Raw genomic sequence first — 15,451 nt, 5'->3', positions numbered from 1 at the left:
CTTGATGGTCGGGCTTTTGTCATGTTGTTTTGTTCTTGTTACCGTACTCCAGCAGGAGTGAGGAAGATCTATGCCGACGATCAATCAATTGGTTCGTTCTCCGCGAGTGAGCGAGCGGGTCAAATCCAAGAGCCCTGCCATGGAGAATTGTCCGCAGCGCCGCGGTGTCTGCACGCGTGTCTACACCACGACTCCGAAAAAACCGAATTCCGCGTTGCGGAAAGTCGCAAAAATCCGCCTGACCAATGGGTTTGAGGTGATTTCCTACATCGGTGGCGAAGGACACAACTTGCAAGAGCACTCGGTGGTGCTGGTGCGGGGTGGCCGTGTGAAGGATCTGCCCGGGGTGCGCTATCACATCGTCCGAGGCGCGCTGGATCTTCAGGCGGTGAAAGACCGTAAACAGGCGCGCTCCAAATACGGTGCGAAGCGCCCAAAGAAATAAACTCATTTTCACCAAACGATTTCCGTCCGCATATGCGGAGTAAGCGGCCCAGATAGGGCTCGGGGTCAACCCAACTGAAATGGAGAAATCATGCCTCGTCGTCGCGAAGTAGAGAAACGAGAAATCCTGCCGGATCCAAAATTCGGTAGCGTAGATGTTGCAAAGTTCATGAATGTTGTCATGCTCTCCGGCAAAAAGGCCGTAGCAGAGCGCATCGTTTATGGTGCATTCGACACGATCCAACAAAAATCAGGAAAGGATCCGCTTGAGGTTTTTTCCGCGGCGATGAGCAACGTGCGGCCGATGGTCGAGGTCAAATCGAGACGTGTCGGCGGGGCCAACTATCAGGTGCCGGTCGAAGTGCGACCTTCGCGCCGCATGGCGTTGGCGATGCGCTGGATCCGCGAGGCCGCCAAAAAGCGTAACGAAAAATCGATGCAACTGCGCCTGGCGAATGAATTGCTCGAGGCTGCAGAAGGCCGTGGCGCCGCAATGAAGAAGCGTGATGAAGTGCATCGCATGGCTGAGGCCAACAAGGCCTTCTCGCACTTCCGCTTCTGAATACCCAACTGGATTCCATCATGGCACGAACTACCCCGATCGAGCGTTACCGAAATATCGGTATCTCCGCGCATATCGACGCTGGCAAAACCACGACGACCGAGCGTATCCTGTTCTACACCGGTGTCAATCACAAGATTGGCGAGGTGCATGACGGTGCCGCCACGATGGACTGGATGGAGCAGGAACAGGAGCGCGGAATCACGATCACGTCCGCGGCGACCACCTGCTTCTGGAGGGGAATGGATCGCTCGTTGCCGGATCACCGCATCAACATCATCGATACCCCGGGGCACGTGGATTTCACCATCGAGGTCGAGCGCTCGATGCGGGTGCTCGACGGCGCCTGCATGGTGTATTGCGCCGTTGGTGGTGTGCAGCCCCAATCCGAGACGGTATGGCGTCAGGCCAACAAATACAGGGTGCCGCGTCTGGCGTTCGTCAACAAAATGGACCGGACTGGGGCAAATTTCTTCAAGGTGTACGAGCAGATGCGCACCCGTTTGAAGGCCAACCCGGTGCCCATCGTCGTGCCCATTGGTGCGGAGGACAACTTCCGCGGGGTGGTCGATCTCATCAAGATGAAGGCCATCATCTGGGATGAGGCGTCGCAAGGCATGAAGTTCACCTATGAAGACATTCCGGCCGACCTGCTCGATACCTGCAAAGAGTGGCGGGAAAAGATGGTCGAGGCTGCGGCGGAGTCGAGTGAGGAGCTGATGAACCGCTACCTCGAAACCGGTGAACTCAGTGAAGCCGAAATCAAGCAGGGCCTTCGCGCACGCACTATCGCCACCGAGATCCAGCCGATGCTGTGCGGCACCGCGTTTAAGAACAAGGGGGTGCAGCGCATGCTGGATGCGGTGATCGAATTTCTACCCTCTCCGGTGGACATTCCGCCGGTTGTCGGCCATGGTGAGGACGACAAGGAGGTCGTCCGTCGGGCAGACGATGGCGAGAAATTCGCGGCACTGGCCTTCAAGCTGATGACCGATCCGTATGTCGGCCAGCTGACCTTCATCCGCGTCTACTCGGGCGTGCTGACTACGGGCGATACGGTCTACAACCCGGTCAAGGGTAAGAAGGAGCGCATCGGTCGTTTGTTGCAGATGCACGCGAACAATCGAGAGGAAATCAAGGAAGTGCGTGCGGGGGACATTGCTGCGGCCGTCGGGTTGAAAGAGGTCACGACCGGTGACACTCTGTGTAGCCCGGATGCGGTGATCACGCTCGAGCGGATGTCGTTCCCTGAGCCAGTGATCGCCCAGGCGGTCGAACCCAAGACCAAGGCCGACCAGGAGAAAATGGGTCTGGCGCTGCAGCGGCTGGCGCAGGAGGACCCCTCGTTCCGCGTCAAGACAGACGAAGAGTCCGGTCAGACCATCATCTCCGGTATGGGGGAGTTGCACCTCGAAATCATCGTTGACCGCATGAAGCGTGAGTTCGGGGTCGAGGCCAACGTAGGCAAGCCGCAGGTGGCCTACCGCGAGACGATCCGCAAGACGGTCGAGAATGCCGAGGGCAAGTTCGTGCGCCAGTCTGGCGGCAAGGGTCAGTATGGTCATGTTGTGCTCAAGATCGAGCCGAACGAACCCGGCAAGGGTTTCGAGTTCATCGACGCGATCAAGGGTGGCGTGGTGCCGCGCGAGTACATTCCAGCCGTGCAAAAGGGCGTGGAAGAGGCGTTGAACTCCGGAGTGCTGGCGGGCTATCCAGTCGTGGACGTGAAGGTCACGCTGCACTTCGGTTCCTACCACGACGTGGACTCGTCTGAGCAGGCGTTCAAGATCGCCGCGTCGATGGGTTTCAAGGAAGGGTGCCGTAGAGCCAACCCCGTGATCCTTGAGCCGATGATGGCGGTCGAGGTGGAGACGCCGGAAGACTATGCGGGCAATGTGATGGGGGATCTGTCGTCCCGTCGTGGCATGGTGCAGGGCATGGAAGATCTGCCGGGCGGTGGCAAGGCCATCAAGGCGGAAGTGCCGCTGTCTGAGATGTTCGGATACGCCACCACACTGCGCTCCATGTCTCAGGGGCGTGCCACCTATACGATGGAATTCAAGCACTACGCCGAAGCGCCGAAGAACGTCGCCGATGCCATCATCAATGCGCGGGCGAGCAAGTAAACCCTCCGCAAGTAAACCCTCCATATCCACCAGATACACAGAAGGAACGCATCATGGCGAAGGAAAAGTTTGAGCGGACCAAGCCGCACGTCAACGTGGGCACGATTGGTCACGTCGACCACGGCAAGACCACGCTGACGGCGGCCATCACCACCGTGCTGTCGGCCAAGTATGGTGGTTCGGCCAAGAAGTACGACGAGATCGACGCCGCTCCTGAAGAGAAGGCTCGTGGCATCACCATCAACACCGCCCACGTCGAATACGAGACTGCCAACCGGCACTACGCCCACGTCGACTGCCCTGGCCATGCCGACTACGTCAAGAACATGATTACCGGGGCTGCCCAGATGGACGGCGCCATTTTGGTGGTCTCTGCGGCCGACGGCCCCATGCCCCAGACGCGCGAGCACATTCTGCTGGCCCGTCAGGTGGGTGTGCCCTACATCGTTGTCTTCCTCAACAAATGCGACATGGTCGATGACGCCGAGCTGCTCGAACTCGTCGAGATGGAAGTGCGCGAACTCCTGTCCAAATACGACTTCCCTGGAGACGACACCCCCATCATCAAAGGCTCGGCCAAACTTGCCCTCGAAGGCGACAAAGGCGAGCTGGGCGAACAAGCCATCTTCCGTCTGGCCGACGCCCTTGACAGCTACATCCCCACGCCCGAGCGCGCCGTTGACGGCGCCTTCCTCATGCCTGTCGAGGACGTCTTCTCCATCTCCGGCCGCGGCACCGTGGTGACCGGGCGGATCGAGCGCGGCGTCATCAAGGTCGGCGAAGAAATCGAAATCGTCGGTCTGCGCCCCACCCAGAAAACCACCTGCACCGGCGTGGAAATGTTCCGCAAGCTGCTCGACCAAGGCCAGGCTGGCGACAACGTCGGCATTCTGCTGCGCGGCACCAAGCGCGAAGAAGTCGAGCGCGGCCAGGTGCTGTGCAAGCCCGGCTCGGTCAAGCCCCACACCCACTTCACCGCCGAGATCTACGTCCTCTCAAAGGACGAAGGCGGCCGTCACACCCCCTTCTTCAACAACTACCGTCCGCAGTTCTACTTCCGCACCACCGACGTAACCGGTGCGGTGGAGCTGCCCAAGGACAAGGAGATGGTCATGCCCGGCGACAACGTGCAGATCACCGTCAAGCTCATCGCCCCGGTCGCGATGGAAGAAGGTCTGCGCTTTGCCATCCGCGAAGGCGGCCGCACCGTCGGCGCCGGCGTGGTGTCGAAGATCATCGAGTAAACCTGACCGGCAGTTGCCGACGCCAGCGTGCTACTTATGGTGGCGCCGGCCCTCGCTCTTTGAAGGAACATCATGCAAAGTCAAAAAATCCGCATTCGCCTCAAGGCATTCGATTACAAGCTGATCGATCAGTCCGCGATGGAGATCGTCGACACCGCTAAGCGTACAGGCGCCATTGTCAAGGGGCCTGTGCCACTGCCCACGCGGCTGCAACGTTTCGACATCCTGCGTTCACCGCATGTCAACAAGACCTCGCGTGACCAGCTGGAAATTCGCACCCATCAGCGTTTGATGGACATCGTCGATCCGACCGACAAGACGGTCGACGCGCTGATGAAGCTCGACCTGCCCGCCGGCGTGGACGTGGAAATCAAGCTGCAGTGAGTTTTGCGCCTTGCTCAGAGCAAGGTGCGTTGTGTATCATTTAATGCTTTCGCTTTTCGCGGCTGATTGCTGCGGCTTGCGCAAGACTGTTTGATGTATCGCGTATCGCCGGTTCGCGAGACTTTGGCGAGCGCAACTCAACCAACGGGCCTGGCCAATCGTAGCCGGGCAGGAGAAAACAATGAGCTCATATTCGATGGGCCTTGTCACGCGCAAGGTCGGAATGACTCGCGTGTTCACCGATGATGGGGAATCCATCGCGGTCACGGTGCTGGACGCGTCCGGTAACCGGGTCTCGCAGGTGCGCACGCCGGAGGTGGATGGTTACAGCGCCGTCCAGCTAGCCTTTGGCAAGCGCAAGCCGTCGCGGCTGACCAAGGCACAAGCAGGACATCTGGCCAAGGCTGGAGTGGAGCCGGCCGAAATCCTCAAGGAATTCGATCTGCCGGCGGACAAGGCGGCGAGCTATACGCCGGGAGCTGCCGTGCCCGTGTCTTTGTTCCAGGTCGGGCAACTGGTCGATGCGCAGGGCGTGTCGATCGGCAAAGGTTTTGCAGGCTCGATCAAGCGCCACAATTTTTCGTCCAACCGCGCCTCGCATGGCAACTCTGTGACCACGCGAGCGCCGGGCTCGATTGGCATGGCGCAGGATCCCGGACGAGTTTTCCCTGGTAAGCGTATGGCCGGGCAGATGGGCAATGAGACCGTCACGGTGCAGAACTTGCAGATCGTGCGCATCGATGAGGCGCGCCAGCTGATTCTGGTCAAGGGGGCGGTGCCTGGTGCGCGCTCCGGCTATGTGTTTCTGCGTCCCGCGGTCAAATCTGCGGCAGGAGGTCAGTGATGCAGCTTGATTTCATCAATGTGCAGGGCCAGCCTGCCGACAAGTTCGAAGTCAGCCCCGAGGTCTTCGGCCGCGACTTCAATGAAGATCTGGTGCACCAGATCGTCGTCGCTTATCAGGCCAACGCCCGGCTCGGCAACCGTGCGCAGAAAGATCGGGCCACGGTCAAACATTCGACCCGCAAGCCCTGGAAGCAAAAAGGAACCGGGCGTGCGCGTGCGGGGATGACCTCTTCGCCGCTGTGGCGTGGGGGGGGGCGGATTTTCCCGAACTCGCCCGACGAGAATTTCACCCATAAGGTCAACAAAAAGGCCTATCGCGCCGGAATGCGTTCACTGCTGTCGCAACTGGCCCGCGAAGGGCGCCTGGTGGTGGTCGATTCCTTCACCGTGGATGCGCCCAAGACCAAGCTGGTTGCGGAGAAATGCAAGGCCATGGGCTTGGACTCGGTGATGATCATCGCGGATCAACCCGACGAAAACCTGTATCTGGCAGCGCGCAATCTGCCCAATGTGTTGGTCGTCGAGCCGCGTTATGCCGATCCATTGTCGCTGTTGTTCTATAAAAAGGTCGTGATGACCAAGGGCGCAGTCAGCCAACTTCAGGAGATGCTGTCATGAAGCAAGCTGTGATCAATCCTCAGCGCCTGATGCAGGTTCTGAGCGCCCCTGTGATTTCGGAAAAGGCCACCATGGTGGCGGAAAAGCGCAATCAGGTTGTCTTTCGCGTGCTGCGCGACGCCACCAAGCCCGAAATCAAGGCCGCGGTCGAGCTGCTATTCAAGGTCGATGTCGAGTCGGTGCAGGTCAGTCATCTCAAAGGCAAGGTCAAGCGGACCGCGCGTGGCACTGGCCGTCGCAATCATGTCAAAAAAGCCTATGTCTGCCTGAAGGCCGGACAGGAGCTGAACTTCGCGCAGGAGGGTATCTAAATGCCCGTCGTCAAAGTCAAGCCGACATCGGCTGGCCGCCGTGCGGTGGTCAAGGTCACGCACCCGCATCTATACAAGGGTGAGCCCGAGCGATCGCTGCTCGAGCCTCAGATCCAGAAGGCGGGTCGCAACAATCATGGTCACATCACCACACGCCACCGCGGTGGTGGTCACAAACATCATTACCGCGTGATCGATTTCCGCCGCGACAAGGACGGCATTCCGGCCAAGGTCGAGCGGATTGAGTACGATCCGAACCGTACCGCGCATATCGCGCTGGTGTGCTATGCCGACGGGGAGCGGCGCTACATCATCGCACCGCGCAACCTCGAAGTGGGTGCCACGCTGATGAGCGGTGCAGAGGCGCCGATCCGCGCCGGCAACGCACTGCCAATCCGCAATATTCCAGTCGGCTCGACCATCCATTGCATCGAGATGCAACCCGGTAAAGGCGCGCAGATCGCCCGTTCTGCGGGCGCTTCTGCCGTGCTGCTGGCGCGCGAGGGTACCCATGCCCAGGTGCGCATGCGCTCCGGTGAAGTCCGCAAAATTCATATCGACTGCCGTGCGACCTTGGGTGAGGTCAGCAACGAAGAGCACAACCTGCGGCAGTACGGCAAGGCGGGGGCGACTCGTTGGCGCGGCATTCGTCCGACCGTTCGCGGCGTAGCGATGAACCCGATCGACCACCCGCATGGCGGTGGTGAGGGCAAGACGGGCGAGGGACGTGTGCCGGTGAGCCCGTGGGGCACGCCAACCAAGGGGTACCGCACCCGCAACAACAAGCGCACACAGAACATGATCGTGTCGCGTCGCAAGAAGTAAGGGATAGCACATGGCTCGCTCACTCAAAAAAGGTCCGTTCTGTGACCATCATCTGCTGAAAAAGGTCGAGGCCGCGGTCAGCAGCAAGGACAAGCGTCCGGTGAAAACCTGGTCACGCCGCTCGACCATCCTGCCCGAGTTCATCGGTCTGACGATTGCCGTGCACAACGGCAAGCAACATGTGCCGGTCTATGTGTCCGACCAGATGGTGGGTCACAAGCTCGGCGAGTTCGCCCTGACGCGGACATTCAAAGGACACCCCGCCGATAAAAAGGCGAAGAAGTAAGGCAGACACATGGAAACTCGTGCAACCCTTCGCGGCGTCCGCCTCTCGGCCCAAAAGGGCCGGTTGGTGGCGGACCTGATCCGTGGCAAAAAAGTGGACTCCGCCCTGAACATCCTGGAGTTCTCACCAAAAAAGGCGGCTGGCATCATCAAAAAAGTTCTGGAGTCGGCCATCGCCAATGCTGAACACAACGACGGGTCTGACGTGGACGAACTGAAGGTGACCAAGATCATGGTGGAGGAGGGCTCGACGCTCAAGCGCTTTAGTGCCCGCGCCAAGGGTCGTGGCAACCGCATCAGCAAGCCCACCTGCCATATCTACATTCACGTCGGAAACTGAGGACGCCATGGGACAGAAAATTCATCCGACCGGTTTCCGTCTGGCTGTCACCCGGGGCTGGGCCTCGCGCTGGTTTGCGCCGAGCACGCAATACGCCAAGATGCTCAGCGAAGACATCATGGTTCGTGAGTATCTGGCCAAGCGCCTGAAAAACGCTTCCGTCTCGCGCGTGCTCATTGAGCGTCCTGCCAAGAACGCCCGCATCACCATCTACAGCGCTCGCCCGGGCGTGGTCATCGGCAAAAAAGGCGAGGACATCGAAAACCTCAAAGCCGAGCTGTCCAAGCGCTTGGGTGTGCCGGTGGCAGTGGACATTGAGGAGGTGCGCAAGCCCGAAATCGATGCGCAGCTGATTGCCGATTCGATCACCCAGCAGCTGGAAAAGCGCATTCAGTTCCGCCGCGCCATGAAGCGCGCAATGCAAAACGCCATGCGCATGGGCGCGCAGGGCATCAAGATCATGTCCTCGGGTCGGCTCAACGGCATCGAGATCGCCCGTCGGGAATGGTATCGCGAAGGCCGCGTGCCGCTGCAGACCCTGCGTGCGAACATCGACTACGGCACATCCGAAGCAAAGACCACCTATGGGGTGATCGGTGTGAAGGTGTGGGTGTACAAGGGCGACATTCCGGCCAAGGGGGCGCTGGCCGGCCAGGCCAAGGCCGAGCCTGCGAGCACGCCGGAAGACGATCGCCGCAATCGCCGGCCTGGCGCTGCGCGGCCTGCGGGTACCCGCCGCGCTGCACCGCGCCGGGAAGAGGCGGCTGCTGCACCGTCTGCCGATGGCGACAAGACCGTTGCAGTCAAGCGCGTGCGCAAACCGGCCGGGTCTGGCGGCACGACCGGCGCTGGCGCTTAAGGAGAACGAACATGCTACAACCTGCTCGTCGCAAATACCGCAAAGAGCAAAAGGGCCGCAACACTGGCCTGGCTACGCGAGGCGCCACCGTGGCGTTCGGTGAATTCGGCCTGAAGGCCACGACCCGCGGCCGCATCACTGCGCGCCAGATTGAAGCGGCTCGTCGCGCCATTTCGCGTCATGTCAAGCGGGGTGGTCGCATCTGGATCCGGGTGTTTCCGGACAAGCCGATTTCGATCAAGCCGGCCGAAGTGCGCATGGGTAATGGCAAGGGCAATCCCGAGTATTACGTGTCGGAAGTCCAGCCCGGACGCGTGCTTTATGAAATCGAGGGCGTGCCCGAGGCAGTGGCCCGCGAGGCGTTCGCGCTGGCGGCGGCCAAGCTGCCGTTCCGTACCGTTTTTGTCTCGCGCCTGCTGGGCGCCTAAGGAGAGCGACTTGAAAACCACCGCTCAGCTCACTGAATTGCGTGCCAAGGACATCCCAGCCCTGCAGGCCGAGCTCGACAGCCTGCTCAAGGCCCATTTCAATCTGCGGATGCAAAAAGGCACGCAGCAATTGCAGAATACGGCTCAGTTGGGTAACACCCGACGTGCGATCGCACGGGTGCGGACCCTGATCCAAGAGAAAAAGGCCAAGGGTTAAAGCCATGACGGAACAGAAAAAAGTGCAGCGCACCCTGGTTGGGCGCGTGGTCAGCGACAAGCGACAGAAGACCGTGACCGTGCTGGTCGAGCGTCGGATTCAGCATCCCATCTACGGTAAGTTCATCGCCCGCTCCAAGAAATACAGCGTGCATGACGAAGACGGCCAGTATCACCTGAACGATGTGGTCGAGATTGCCGAATCCCGCCCGATTTCCAAGACCAAGTCCTGGGTGGTCAGGCGATTGATTAGCAAAGGCGAAGTGATCTGACTGCCCCCGGCATTTGCTCGCAAGGGCAGATGTCAGGGCTGACTAGGCCCGCCCGGTCTGTCTCGTCTGACGAGGCAGACTGGGTGGGCCTTTTTGCATGCCGGCAAGCAGGTCAGGACTGCTTGCAACTCTTGCGGGTATATACCGCACGCAGCGTAGTGCGCTTTGCTGGCTGGGCTACAGTGTGGTGAGCGTGATCACAGGCGCCGCGGTTCGGCCTTTGCGGGCGAAGGCTGGCAACAGAAAAGACGTTCACAGGAGACGACATGACCACCACCTTGTCTGACGCAGGCCGCGATCCGGTCTGCACGCTGTCCTACATTCAACCCAAGGGCGACAGCCCCTGGCTGACCTATCTGGCGCAGGTCGATCGCGTGTTGCCGCATCTAGGACCGCTGGCGCGTTGGGGGGAAACGCTCAAGCGGCCCAAGCGGGCCTTGATCGTGGATGTGCCGATCGAAATGGACGATGGCACGGTACAGCACTTCGAGGGGTACCGCGTGCAGCATAACCTGTCGCGAGGCCCAGGTAAGGGTGGGGTACGCTATCACCCAGACGTGACCCTTGAGGAAGTCATGGCGCTGGCGGCGTGGATGACCATCAAAAATGCCGCGGTCGGGCTGCCGTATGGTGGCGCAAAAGGAGGGATCCGGGTGCAGCCTTCCAGGCTGTCGCGCAAGGAACTGGAGCGGCTCACTCGGCGTTATACCAGCGAGATCGGCATCATCATCGGCCCGCAGCAGGACATCCCCGCGCCGGACGTGAACACAAACAGCCAGATCATGGCATGGATGATGGACACCTACTCGATGAACATCGGCGCCACTGCCACCGGCGTGGTCACCGGCAAGCCGATCCAGCTGGGTGGCTCGCTGGGGCGCGTGAAGGCCACCGGGCGCGGTGTGTTCGTCACCGGAAGCGAAGCGCTGCGCCGGCTCAAGCTCGACATCAAGGGCCTGCGCATCTCGGTGCAGGGCTTTGGCAATGTGGGCGGCACCGCGGCGGAGCTGTTTGCGCAAAGCGGCGCACGCGTGGTCGCCGTGCAGGATCACAGCGGCACCATTATGAACGACACGGGCGTGGATGTGCCGGCGCTGCAGCGTCACGTGGCCGAGCACGGAGGCGTGGCCGGCTTTCCAGGAGCGCAGGCGGCAGCGGCTGAGGAGTTCTGGGCCGTGCCGTGCGATGTGCTGATCCCTGCAGCGCTCGAGGGCCAGATCACCGCAGAGCGTGCGCACATCACCACGGCCAAGCTGGTGCTCGAAGGCGCCAACGGCCCGACGCTGCCCGCGGCCGATGATGTGCTGGCCAGCCGCGGCATCCTGGTCGTACCCGACGTGATCTGCAATGCCGGCGGCGTGACCGTGTCCTACTTCGAGTGGGTGCAGGACTTTTCCAGCTTTTTCTGGGACGAGGACGACATCAACGCCCGGCTCGACAAGATTTTGGGCAACGCGCTTGCCCGCATCTGGGAGACTGCAGACCGTCTTCGCATCAGCCTGCGCACCGCGGCCTTTGTCGTCGCCTGCGAACGGGTCCTGCAGGCGCGCGAGGAGCGCGGACTGTATCCTTGAAGGCGTGCCACCGCCGCGGCGGTCTCAGGGTTTGCGCGCTGCGGCGCCTTCTTCCGGCAGGACCGAGGCAATCCCCGCCTGCGGCCGGCCCCAGGTGGTGCGCAGTCCGTCGAACAGGAACACTGCAATGCCCAGCCACACCAGCGCAAAGCCGACGAGCTTGGCGGCGGCGAACGGCTCGTGAAACAGCCACACTCCTAGCGCGAGCTGCAGCGAAGGGGTCACATATTGCAGCACGCCGAGCAGAGTCATGGACATGCGACGGGCGCCGGCAGCAAAGAGCAATAGCGGCAGCGTGGTGACCGGACCGGCAGCCACCAGCAGCCAGCGCGTGGACGTATCGGCGGTGACAAACGCGTTTTGTCCCTGCGTGCCCAGCCAGTACAAATAGAGCAGCGCCAGCGGAAACAGCACAACGGTCTCGACCGCCAGCCCTTCGAGCGCACCCAGCGGCGCGGTCTTGCGCAGCAGGCCGTAACCGCCGAAGGTCACTGCCAGACTCAGGCTGATCCACGGCACATGTCCGACCTCCAGCGCCATCACCGACACTCCGACAGCCGCGATGAGCAGCGCCACCCATTGCTGCGGACGCAGGCGCTCGTGCAACAGCAGCGAGCCCAGCGCCACGTTGACCAGCGGATTGATGTAGTAGCCCAGGCTCGCATCGACCACATGGTTGCTGTTGACGGCCCAGATGTAAATGCCCCAGTTGCTCGACAGCAGTAGGGCGCTTAGTGCAAAGCGCGCCAGCACCGCGGGCTGCTCGCGCAGGACGCGCAGCCACGCCCAGCGCCGCAGCGCGGCTAGCAGCAGCACCACAACCAGTAGCGACCACACCATGCGATGCGCAAGGATCTGCAACGACGGCACCTGCTCGAGTGCCTTGAAGTACAGCGGAAACAGCCCCCAGATGATGTAGGCGCCCAGTGCGTAGACAACGCCGGGATTCATGTGAACGGTTTGTAATGGTGATGGGGTGCAGCGCCCAGCTGTTGCGAGCGCTGCCTAAGTTCAGGCACTGTCACCGCGAACGCAGTCGCCTGCAGACTCAGACGTTGAACAGGAAGTGCAGCACGTCCCCGTCCTTGACCACATAGTCCTTGCCCTCGGCGCGCACCTTGCCGGCATCTTTTGCCCCCTGCTCGCCGCCGTAGCGAATGAAGTCGTCGAAGGCGATGGTCTGCGCGCGGATGAAGCCGCGCTCGAAGTCAGTGTGGATGACCGCAGCTGCCTGCGGTGCGGTGGCGCCGATGCGCACCGTCCACGCGCGTACCTCCTTCACTCCCGCGGTGAAATAGGTTTGCAGCCCGAGCAGGTTGAACGCGGCGCGGATCAGACGGTTCAGGCCTGGCTCTTCCAGACCGAGATCGGCCAGGAAGGCTTGCTTTTCTTCGGCATCGAGCCCGGCGAGTTCGCTCTCCAGTTTTGCGCAGATGGCCACGACCGGGGCGTTCTCCTGCGCGGCATGTTCGCGCAGGCGGTCTAGGTGCGGATTGTTCTCGAAGCCATCTTCGGGCACGTTGCCGACGTACATCGCCGGTTTTGCCGTAATCAGACAAAGCGGCGCGAGCAATGCACGCTCTTCCTCGTTCAGTCCCAGAGCGCGCACCGGACGGGCCTCGTTGAGCGAGGCTGTGATGCGTTCGAGCAGGTCGGCCAGGCGTTTGGCGTCCTTGTCGCCCGTGCGCGCCTGCTTTTGCAGGCGGTGCAGCGCCTTTTCGGCCGTGGCCAGGTCAGCCAGGCACAGCTCGGTCTGGATCACGGCGATGTCGGAAATCGGGTCTACCCGGCCGGCGACATGGATCACGTTCGGGTCGTCGAAACAGCGCACCACCTGAATGATCGCGTCGGTTTCCCGGATGTGGGCGAGGAACTGGTTGCCCAGTCCTTCGCCCTGACTGGCGCCGGCCACCAGCCCGGCGATGTCGACGAATTCGACCACCGCGGGCACCACGCGCTGCGGTTTGACGATGGCCGCGATCTGATCGAGCCGTGGGTCGGGCAGTTCGACGATGCCTGTGTTCGGCTCGATGGTGCAGAACGGGTAGTTTTCCGCCGGAATGGCGCTTTGGGTCAGCGCATTGAAGAGGGTGGACTTGCCCACGTTGGGCAAGCCCACGATGCCGCATTTCAGGCTCATGGTGTGGGGATGGATGAGCGCGCAGGATCGCGCGCGAAGCCAAGGATTGTAGGGGGCCGCCTAATGTTCGATGTGCACCCGCAGCCCAGCAACCCACTGATGACCGGATTCGCCACCGGGGTTCTGAATGTGCTGGATGTCGGGCTGCAGGTAGAGATGGCGGGCGAGTTGCAGCGAGTACACCGCCTCGACCACGGTTTCGCTGGGCCGCGCCTGCAAACGCGCCTGTGCGACGCCCAAGGTGAGTACGTCGGCAGGGCGGGCGGCGTTCAGCCCCTGAATCCGCACGCCCGCGCCGATATAGCCCTGTACCGGATTGGACGCCGCCGGGCTCCAGCCGCCTTGCAGGAAAGCGGCCCAATCGCGTCGGTCGGTGTCTTTCCAGCGCCATTCATTCACCGCATACAAGCCGTCGCTATCGGGGCCGTAGGCTAAAGTGCTTTGCTGCAGATGCCAGGCGCCCAGTTTCAGCGTGCCCTGCGTGTGTTCGGCCTCGCCCCAGGATCGATCAGCCTCGGCGATCCACAGCGCGCCGCGATGGAGTGCGCCCGTCATGCCCGGAGGGTCGCCCTGCCACACGCCCGCCTGCGCCGACCAGCCGTTGCCCAAGGCGAGCCCGCCCATCAGCCCCAGGCCGGGATTGGGGTAGGTGGCGATATTGGCATTGGAGGTCAGCGTCGGGGCGATGCCGAATGAGGCATTGTGCAAATGGCCGGCCACGCCTGTGGTGTCGAACGTATTGTTCACGTCCATGATGCCGCCCTGCACAAAGCCCGGGCCGAACTGCTGGCGGTAGCTGAGCTGATAGACACGAAGGAAATTGGGCGCCCAGAGGTTGCTCGGCAACTGCACCGTGTTGGTCACCGTTTGCAGATTGCCATGGCTGCGCAGGCCCATGAGCATGAGGTCGAACTGGCCGCCCTGTCACCAGCCAGCCTGCGCTGTGTCCAGAGTGAGTGCAGCTTGAAAGGCGGCCACCGAGATAGCCTGGCGCGCGCCCTTGCCGCCGATGACCCCCAGCGTTTCCGCGTCGAGGTGCAAAGACGTGCTCAAACCCTGGTTCCAGGTTTGGCTCGGGGGCGTGATAGGGGCGGTATAGGGCGCAAGCTGCAGACCACTGTCGGTGGTCTGCGCCCGAACGGGAGCGAGTGCAGCGGCGGCGACGACCCCGACAACTGGAAAAAAGCGCAAACAGTTCATCAGCGAGATTCACAAATAAGAACAACTCTTATTTGTGATTATGCTTGAGCCGTCTGGACACGATCCGCCACCAATCGGCCATCGAGCATTTCCAGCACCCGGTCGCAGCGCGCGGCGATCCGCGGATCGTGCGTGACCAGCAGCACGGCGCAGGCGAAGCTCTGGTTGAAGCGGCGGAACAGCGCGAACACCTCGTCGGCGGCGCGGCTGTCGAGGTTGCCGGTCGGCTCGTCGGCGAGCAGGATCGGCGGACGGATCATCAGCGCGCGCGCGATCGCCACGCGCTGCTGCTGCCCGCCGGATAGCTCGGTCGGCCGCTTGTGCGCATGCGCGGCTAGCCCCACGGCGTCGAGCAGCTCGAGTGCGTGCGCGCGGGTACGCGTGTTGCGCGGCGCGCCGCCGAGCAGCGCTGGCATCATCACATTGTCGAGCACGCTGAAGGCGTTGATCAGGTGGTGGAACTGGAAGACGAAGCCCAGCGTGCGCCCGCGCAGCGCGGTGCGCGCGCGGTCATCGAGCGTGCCGGTGGGCTGGCCCTGCACGATGACCTCGCCGGCAGTCGGCGTATCGAGCAGGCCGATCAGATTGAGCAGCGTGCTTTTGCCCGAGCCGGAGGGGCCGATCAGCGCCGCAAACTCACCGGCGGCAAGCTGCAGGTCAATGCCGTGCAGCACCTCGACCTCGTGCGGCGTGCCCAGCCCATACGCCTTGCGCAGGCCGTGCAGCACCAGCACCGGTTCGCTCGTGGCTGCTTGCGGGACAGGTTCGGCAGGCATC

At 61.9% G+C, this 15,451-nt stretch carries 21 protein-coding genes; 16 read left to right on the top strand and 5 right to left on the bottom strand.

Annotated features, from left to right (window positions below):
• Positions 1-70: 70 nt before the first annotated feature.
• The 16 genes from rpsL to ACZ47F_RS03220 all read left to right on the top strand — a co-directional run bounded on the left by rpsL (position 71) and on the right by ACZ47F_RS03220 (position 11,334).
• Positions 71-445, top strand: coding sequence for a 30S ribosomal protein S12 (gene rpsL / locus ACZ47F_RS03295; protein ID WP_464925882.1), 375 nt, complete (start codon positions 71-73; stop codon positions 443-445).
• Between the two features lie 90 nt (positions 446-535).
• A complete protein-coding gene (gene rpsG / locus ACZ47F_RS03290; RefSeq protein ID WP_464925881.1) occupies positions 536-1,006 on the top strand; it encodes a 30S ribosomal protein S7 in 471 nt (156 codons plus the stop codon).
• 20 nt (positions 1,007-1,026) lie between these two features.
• The gene (gene fusA, locus ACZ47F_RS03285; RefSeq protein WP_464925880.1) at positions 1,027-3,132 is read left to right on the top strand and encodes an elongation factor G; all 2,106 of its coding nucleotides are present in this window, start codon (positions 1,027-1,029) and stop codon (positions 3,130-3,132) included.
• A gap of 53 nt (positions 3,133-3,185) precedes the next feature.
• Entirely contained in the window at positions 3,186-4,376 is a 1,191-nt protein-coding gene (tuf, locus tag ACZ47F_RS03280; protein WP_464925879.1) for an elongation factor Tu, read from the top strand.
• 72 nt (positions 4,377-4,448) lie between these two features.
• The gene (rpsJ, locus tag ACZ47F_RS03275; protein WP_464925878.1) at positions 4,449-4,760 is read left to right on the top strand and encodes a 30S ribosomal protein S10; all 312 of its coding nucleotides are present in this window, start codon (positions 4,449-4,451) and stop codon (positions 4,758-4,760) included.
• Between the two features lie 181 nt (positions 4,761-4,941).
• Positions 4,942-5,604: a 50S ribosomal protein L3 gene (rplC, locus tag ACZ47F_RS03270; RefSeq protein WP_464925877.1), complete on the top strand. Its 663-nt coding sequence runs from the start codon at positions 4,942-4,944 to the stop codon at positions 5,602-5,604.
• On the top strand, positions 5,604-6,224 hold the full coding sequence (rplD, locus tag ACZ47F_RS03265) for a 50S ribosomal protein L4 (RefSeq protein WP_464925876.1): 621 nt from the start codon (positions 5,604-5,606) through the stop codon (positions 6,222-6,224). Before rplC ends, rplD begins: the two co-directional genes overlap by 1 nt.
• Entirely contained in the window at positions 6,221-6,535 is a 315-nt protein-coding gene (rplW, locus tag ACZ47F_RS03260; RefSeq protein WP_464925875.1) for a 50S ribosomal protein L23, read from the top strand. Before rplD ends, rplW begins: the two co-directional genes overlap by 4 nt.
• Positions 6,536-7,360 carry a 50S ribosomal protein L2 gene (rplB, locus tag ACZ47F_RS03255; RefSeq protein ID WP_464925874.1) on the top strand — a complete coding sequence of 275 codons (825 nt, stop codon included), beginning with the start codon at positions 6,536-6,538 and terminating at the stop codon, positions 7,358-7,360.
• Between the two features lie 10 nt (positions 7,361-7,370).
• Positions 7,371-7,646 carry a 30S ribosomal protein S19 gene (gene rpsS / locus ACZ47F_RS03250; RefSeq protein ID WP_464925873.1) on the top strand — a complete coding sequence of 92 codons (276 nt, stop codon included), beginning with the start codon at positions 7,371-7,373 and terminating at the stop codon, positions 7,644-7,646.
• 9 nt (positions 7,647-7,655) lie between these two features.
• Complete coding sequence (rplV, locus tag ACZ47F_RS03245) at positions 7,656-7,985, top strand: 50S ribosomal protein L22 (protein ID WP_464925872.1); 330 nt, start codon at positions 7,656-7,658, stop codon at positions 7,983-7,985.
• Between the two features lie 7 nt (positions 7,986-7,992).
• Positions 7,993-8,844, top strand: a complete 852-nt coding sequence (rpsC, locus tag ACZ47F_RS03240) for a 30S ribosomal protein S3 (protein ID WP_464925871.1) — start codon at positions 7,993-7,995, stop codon at positions 8,842-8,844.
• 11 nt (positions 8,845-8,855) lie between these two features.
• On the top strand, positions 8,856-9,272 hold the full coding sequence (rplP, locus tag ACZ47F_RS03235) for a 50S ribosomal protein L16 (RefSeq protein ID WP_464925870.1): 417 nt from the start codon (positions 8,856-8,858) through the stop codon (positions 9,270-9,272).
• 10 nt (positions 9,273-9,282) lie between these two features.
• On the top strand, positions 9,283-9,489 hold the full coding sequence (gene rpmC / locus ACZ47F_RS03230) for a 50S ribosomal protein L29 (RefSeq protein WP_464925869.1): 207 nt from the start codon (positions 9,283-9,285) through the stop codon (positions 9,487-9,489).
• A 4-nt stretch (positions 9,490-9,493) separates the two neighbouring features.
• Positions 9,494-9,760: a 30S ribosomal protein S17 gene (rpsQ, locus tag ACZ47F_RS03225; RefSeq protein ID WP_464925868.1), complete on the top strand. Its 267-nt coding sequence runs from the start codon at positions 9,494-9,496 to the stop codon at positions 9,758-9,760.
• Positions 9,761-10,026: 266 nt separating this feature from the next.
• A complete protein-coding gene (locus ACZ47F_RS03220; RefSeq protein ID WP_464925867.1) occupies positions 10,027-11,334 on the top strand; it encodes a Glu/Leu/Phe/Val family dehydrogenase in 1,308 nt (435 codons plus the stop codon).
• 24 nt (positions 11,335-11,358) lie between these two features.
• On the opposite strand, the gene rarD is transcribed toward ACZ47F_RS03220, so the two are convergent.
• From rarD to ACZ47F_RS03195, 5 genes are all read right to left on the bottom strand, one after another.
• Entirely contained in the window at positions 11,359-12,285 is a 927-nt protein-coding gene (gene rarD, locus ACZ47F_RS03215; protein WP_464925866.1) for an EamA family transporter RarD, read from the bottom strand.
• A gap of 97 nt (positions 12,286-12,382) precedes the next feature.
• Positions 12,383-13,474, bottom strand: a complete 1,092-nt coding sequence (ychF, locus tag ACZ47F_RS03210; RefSeq protein ID WP_464925865.1) for a redox-regulated ATPase YchF — start codon at positions 13,472-13,474, stop codon at positions 12,383-12,385.
• Positions 13,475-13,534: 60 nt separating this feature from the next.
• Entirely contained in the window at positions 13,535-14,371 is an 837-nt protein-coding gene (locus ACZ47F_RS03205; RefSeq protein WP_464925864.1) for a carbohydrate porin, read from the bottom strand.
• Positions 14,372-14,398: 27 nt separating this feature from the next.
• Positions 14,399-14,527, bottom strand: a complete 129-nt coding sequence (locus tag ACZ47F_RS03200) for a hypothetical protein (protein ID WP_464925863.1) — start codon at positions 14,525-14,527, stop codon at positions 14,399-14,401.
• A 185-nt stretch (positions 14,528-14,712) separates the two neighbouring features.
• The gene (locus tag ACZ47F_RS03195; protein ID WP_464925862.1) at positions 14,713-15,450 is read right to left on the bottom strand and encodes an ABC transporter ATP-binding protein; all 738 of its coding nucleotides are present in this window, start codon (positions 15,448-15,450) and stop codon (positions 14,713-14,715) included.
• Position 15,451 lies beyond the last annotated feature (1 nt).

Source organism: Thiomonas islandica (genome assembly GCF_055383445.1).
The sequence above is the reverse complement of the archived record's forward strand: the minus strand, read 5'-3'. Positions and strand labels throughout refer to the sequence as shown.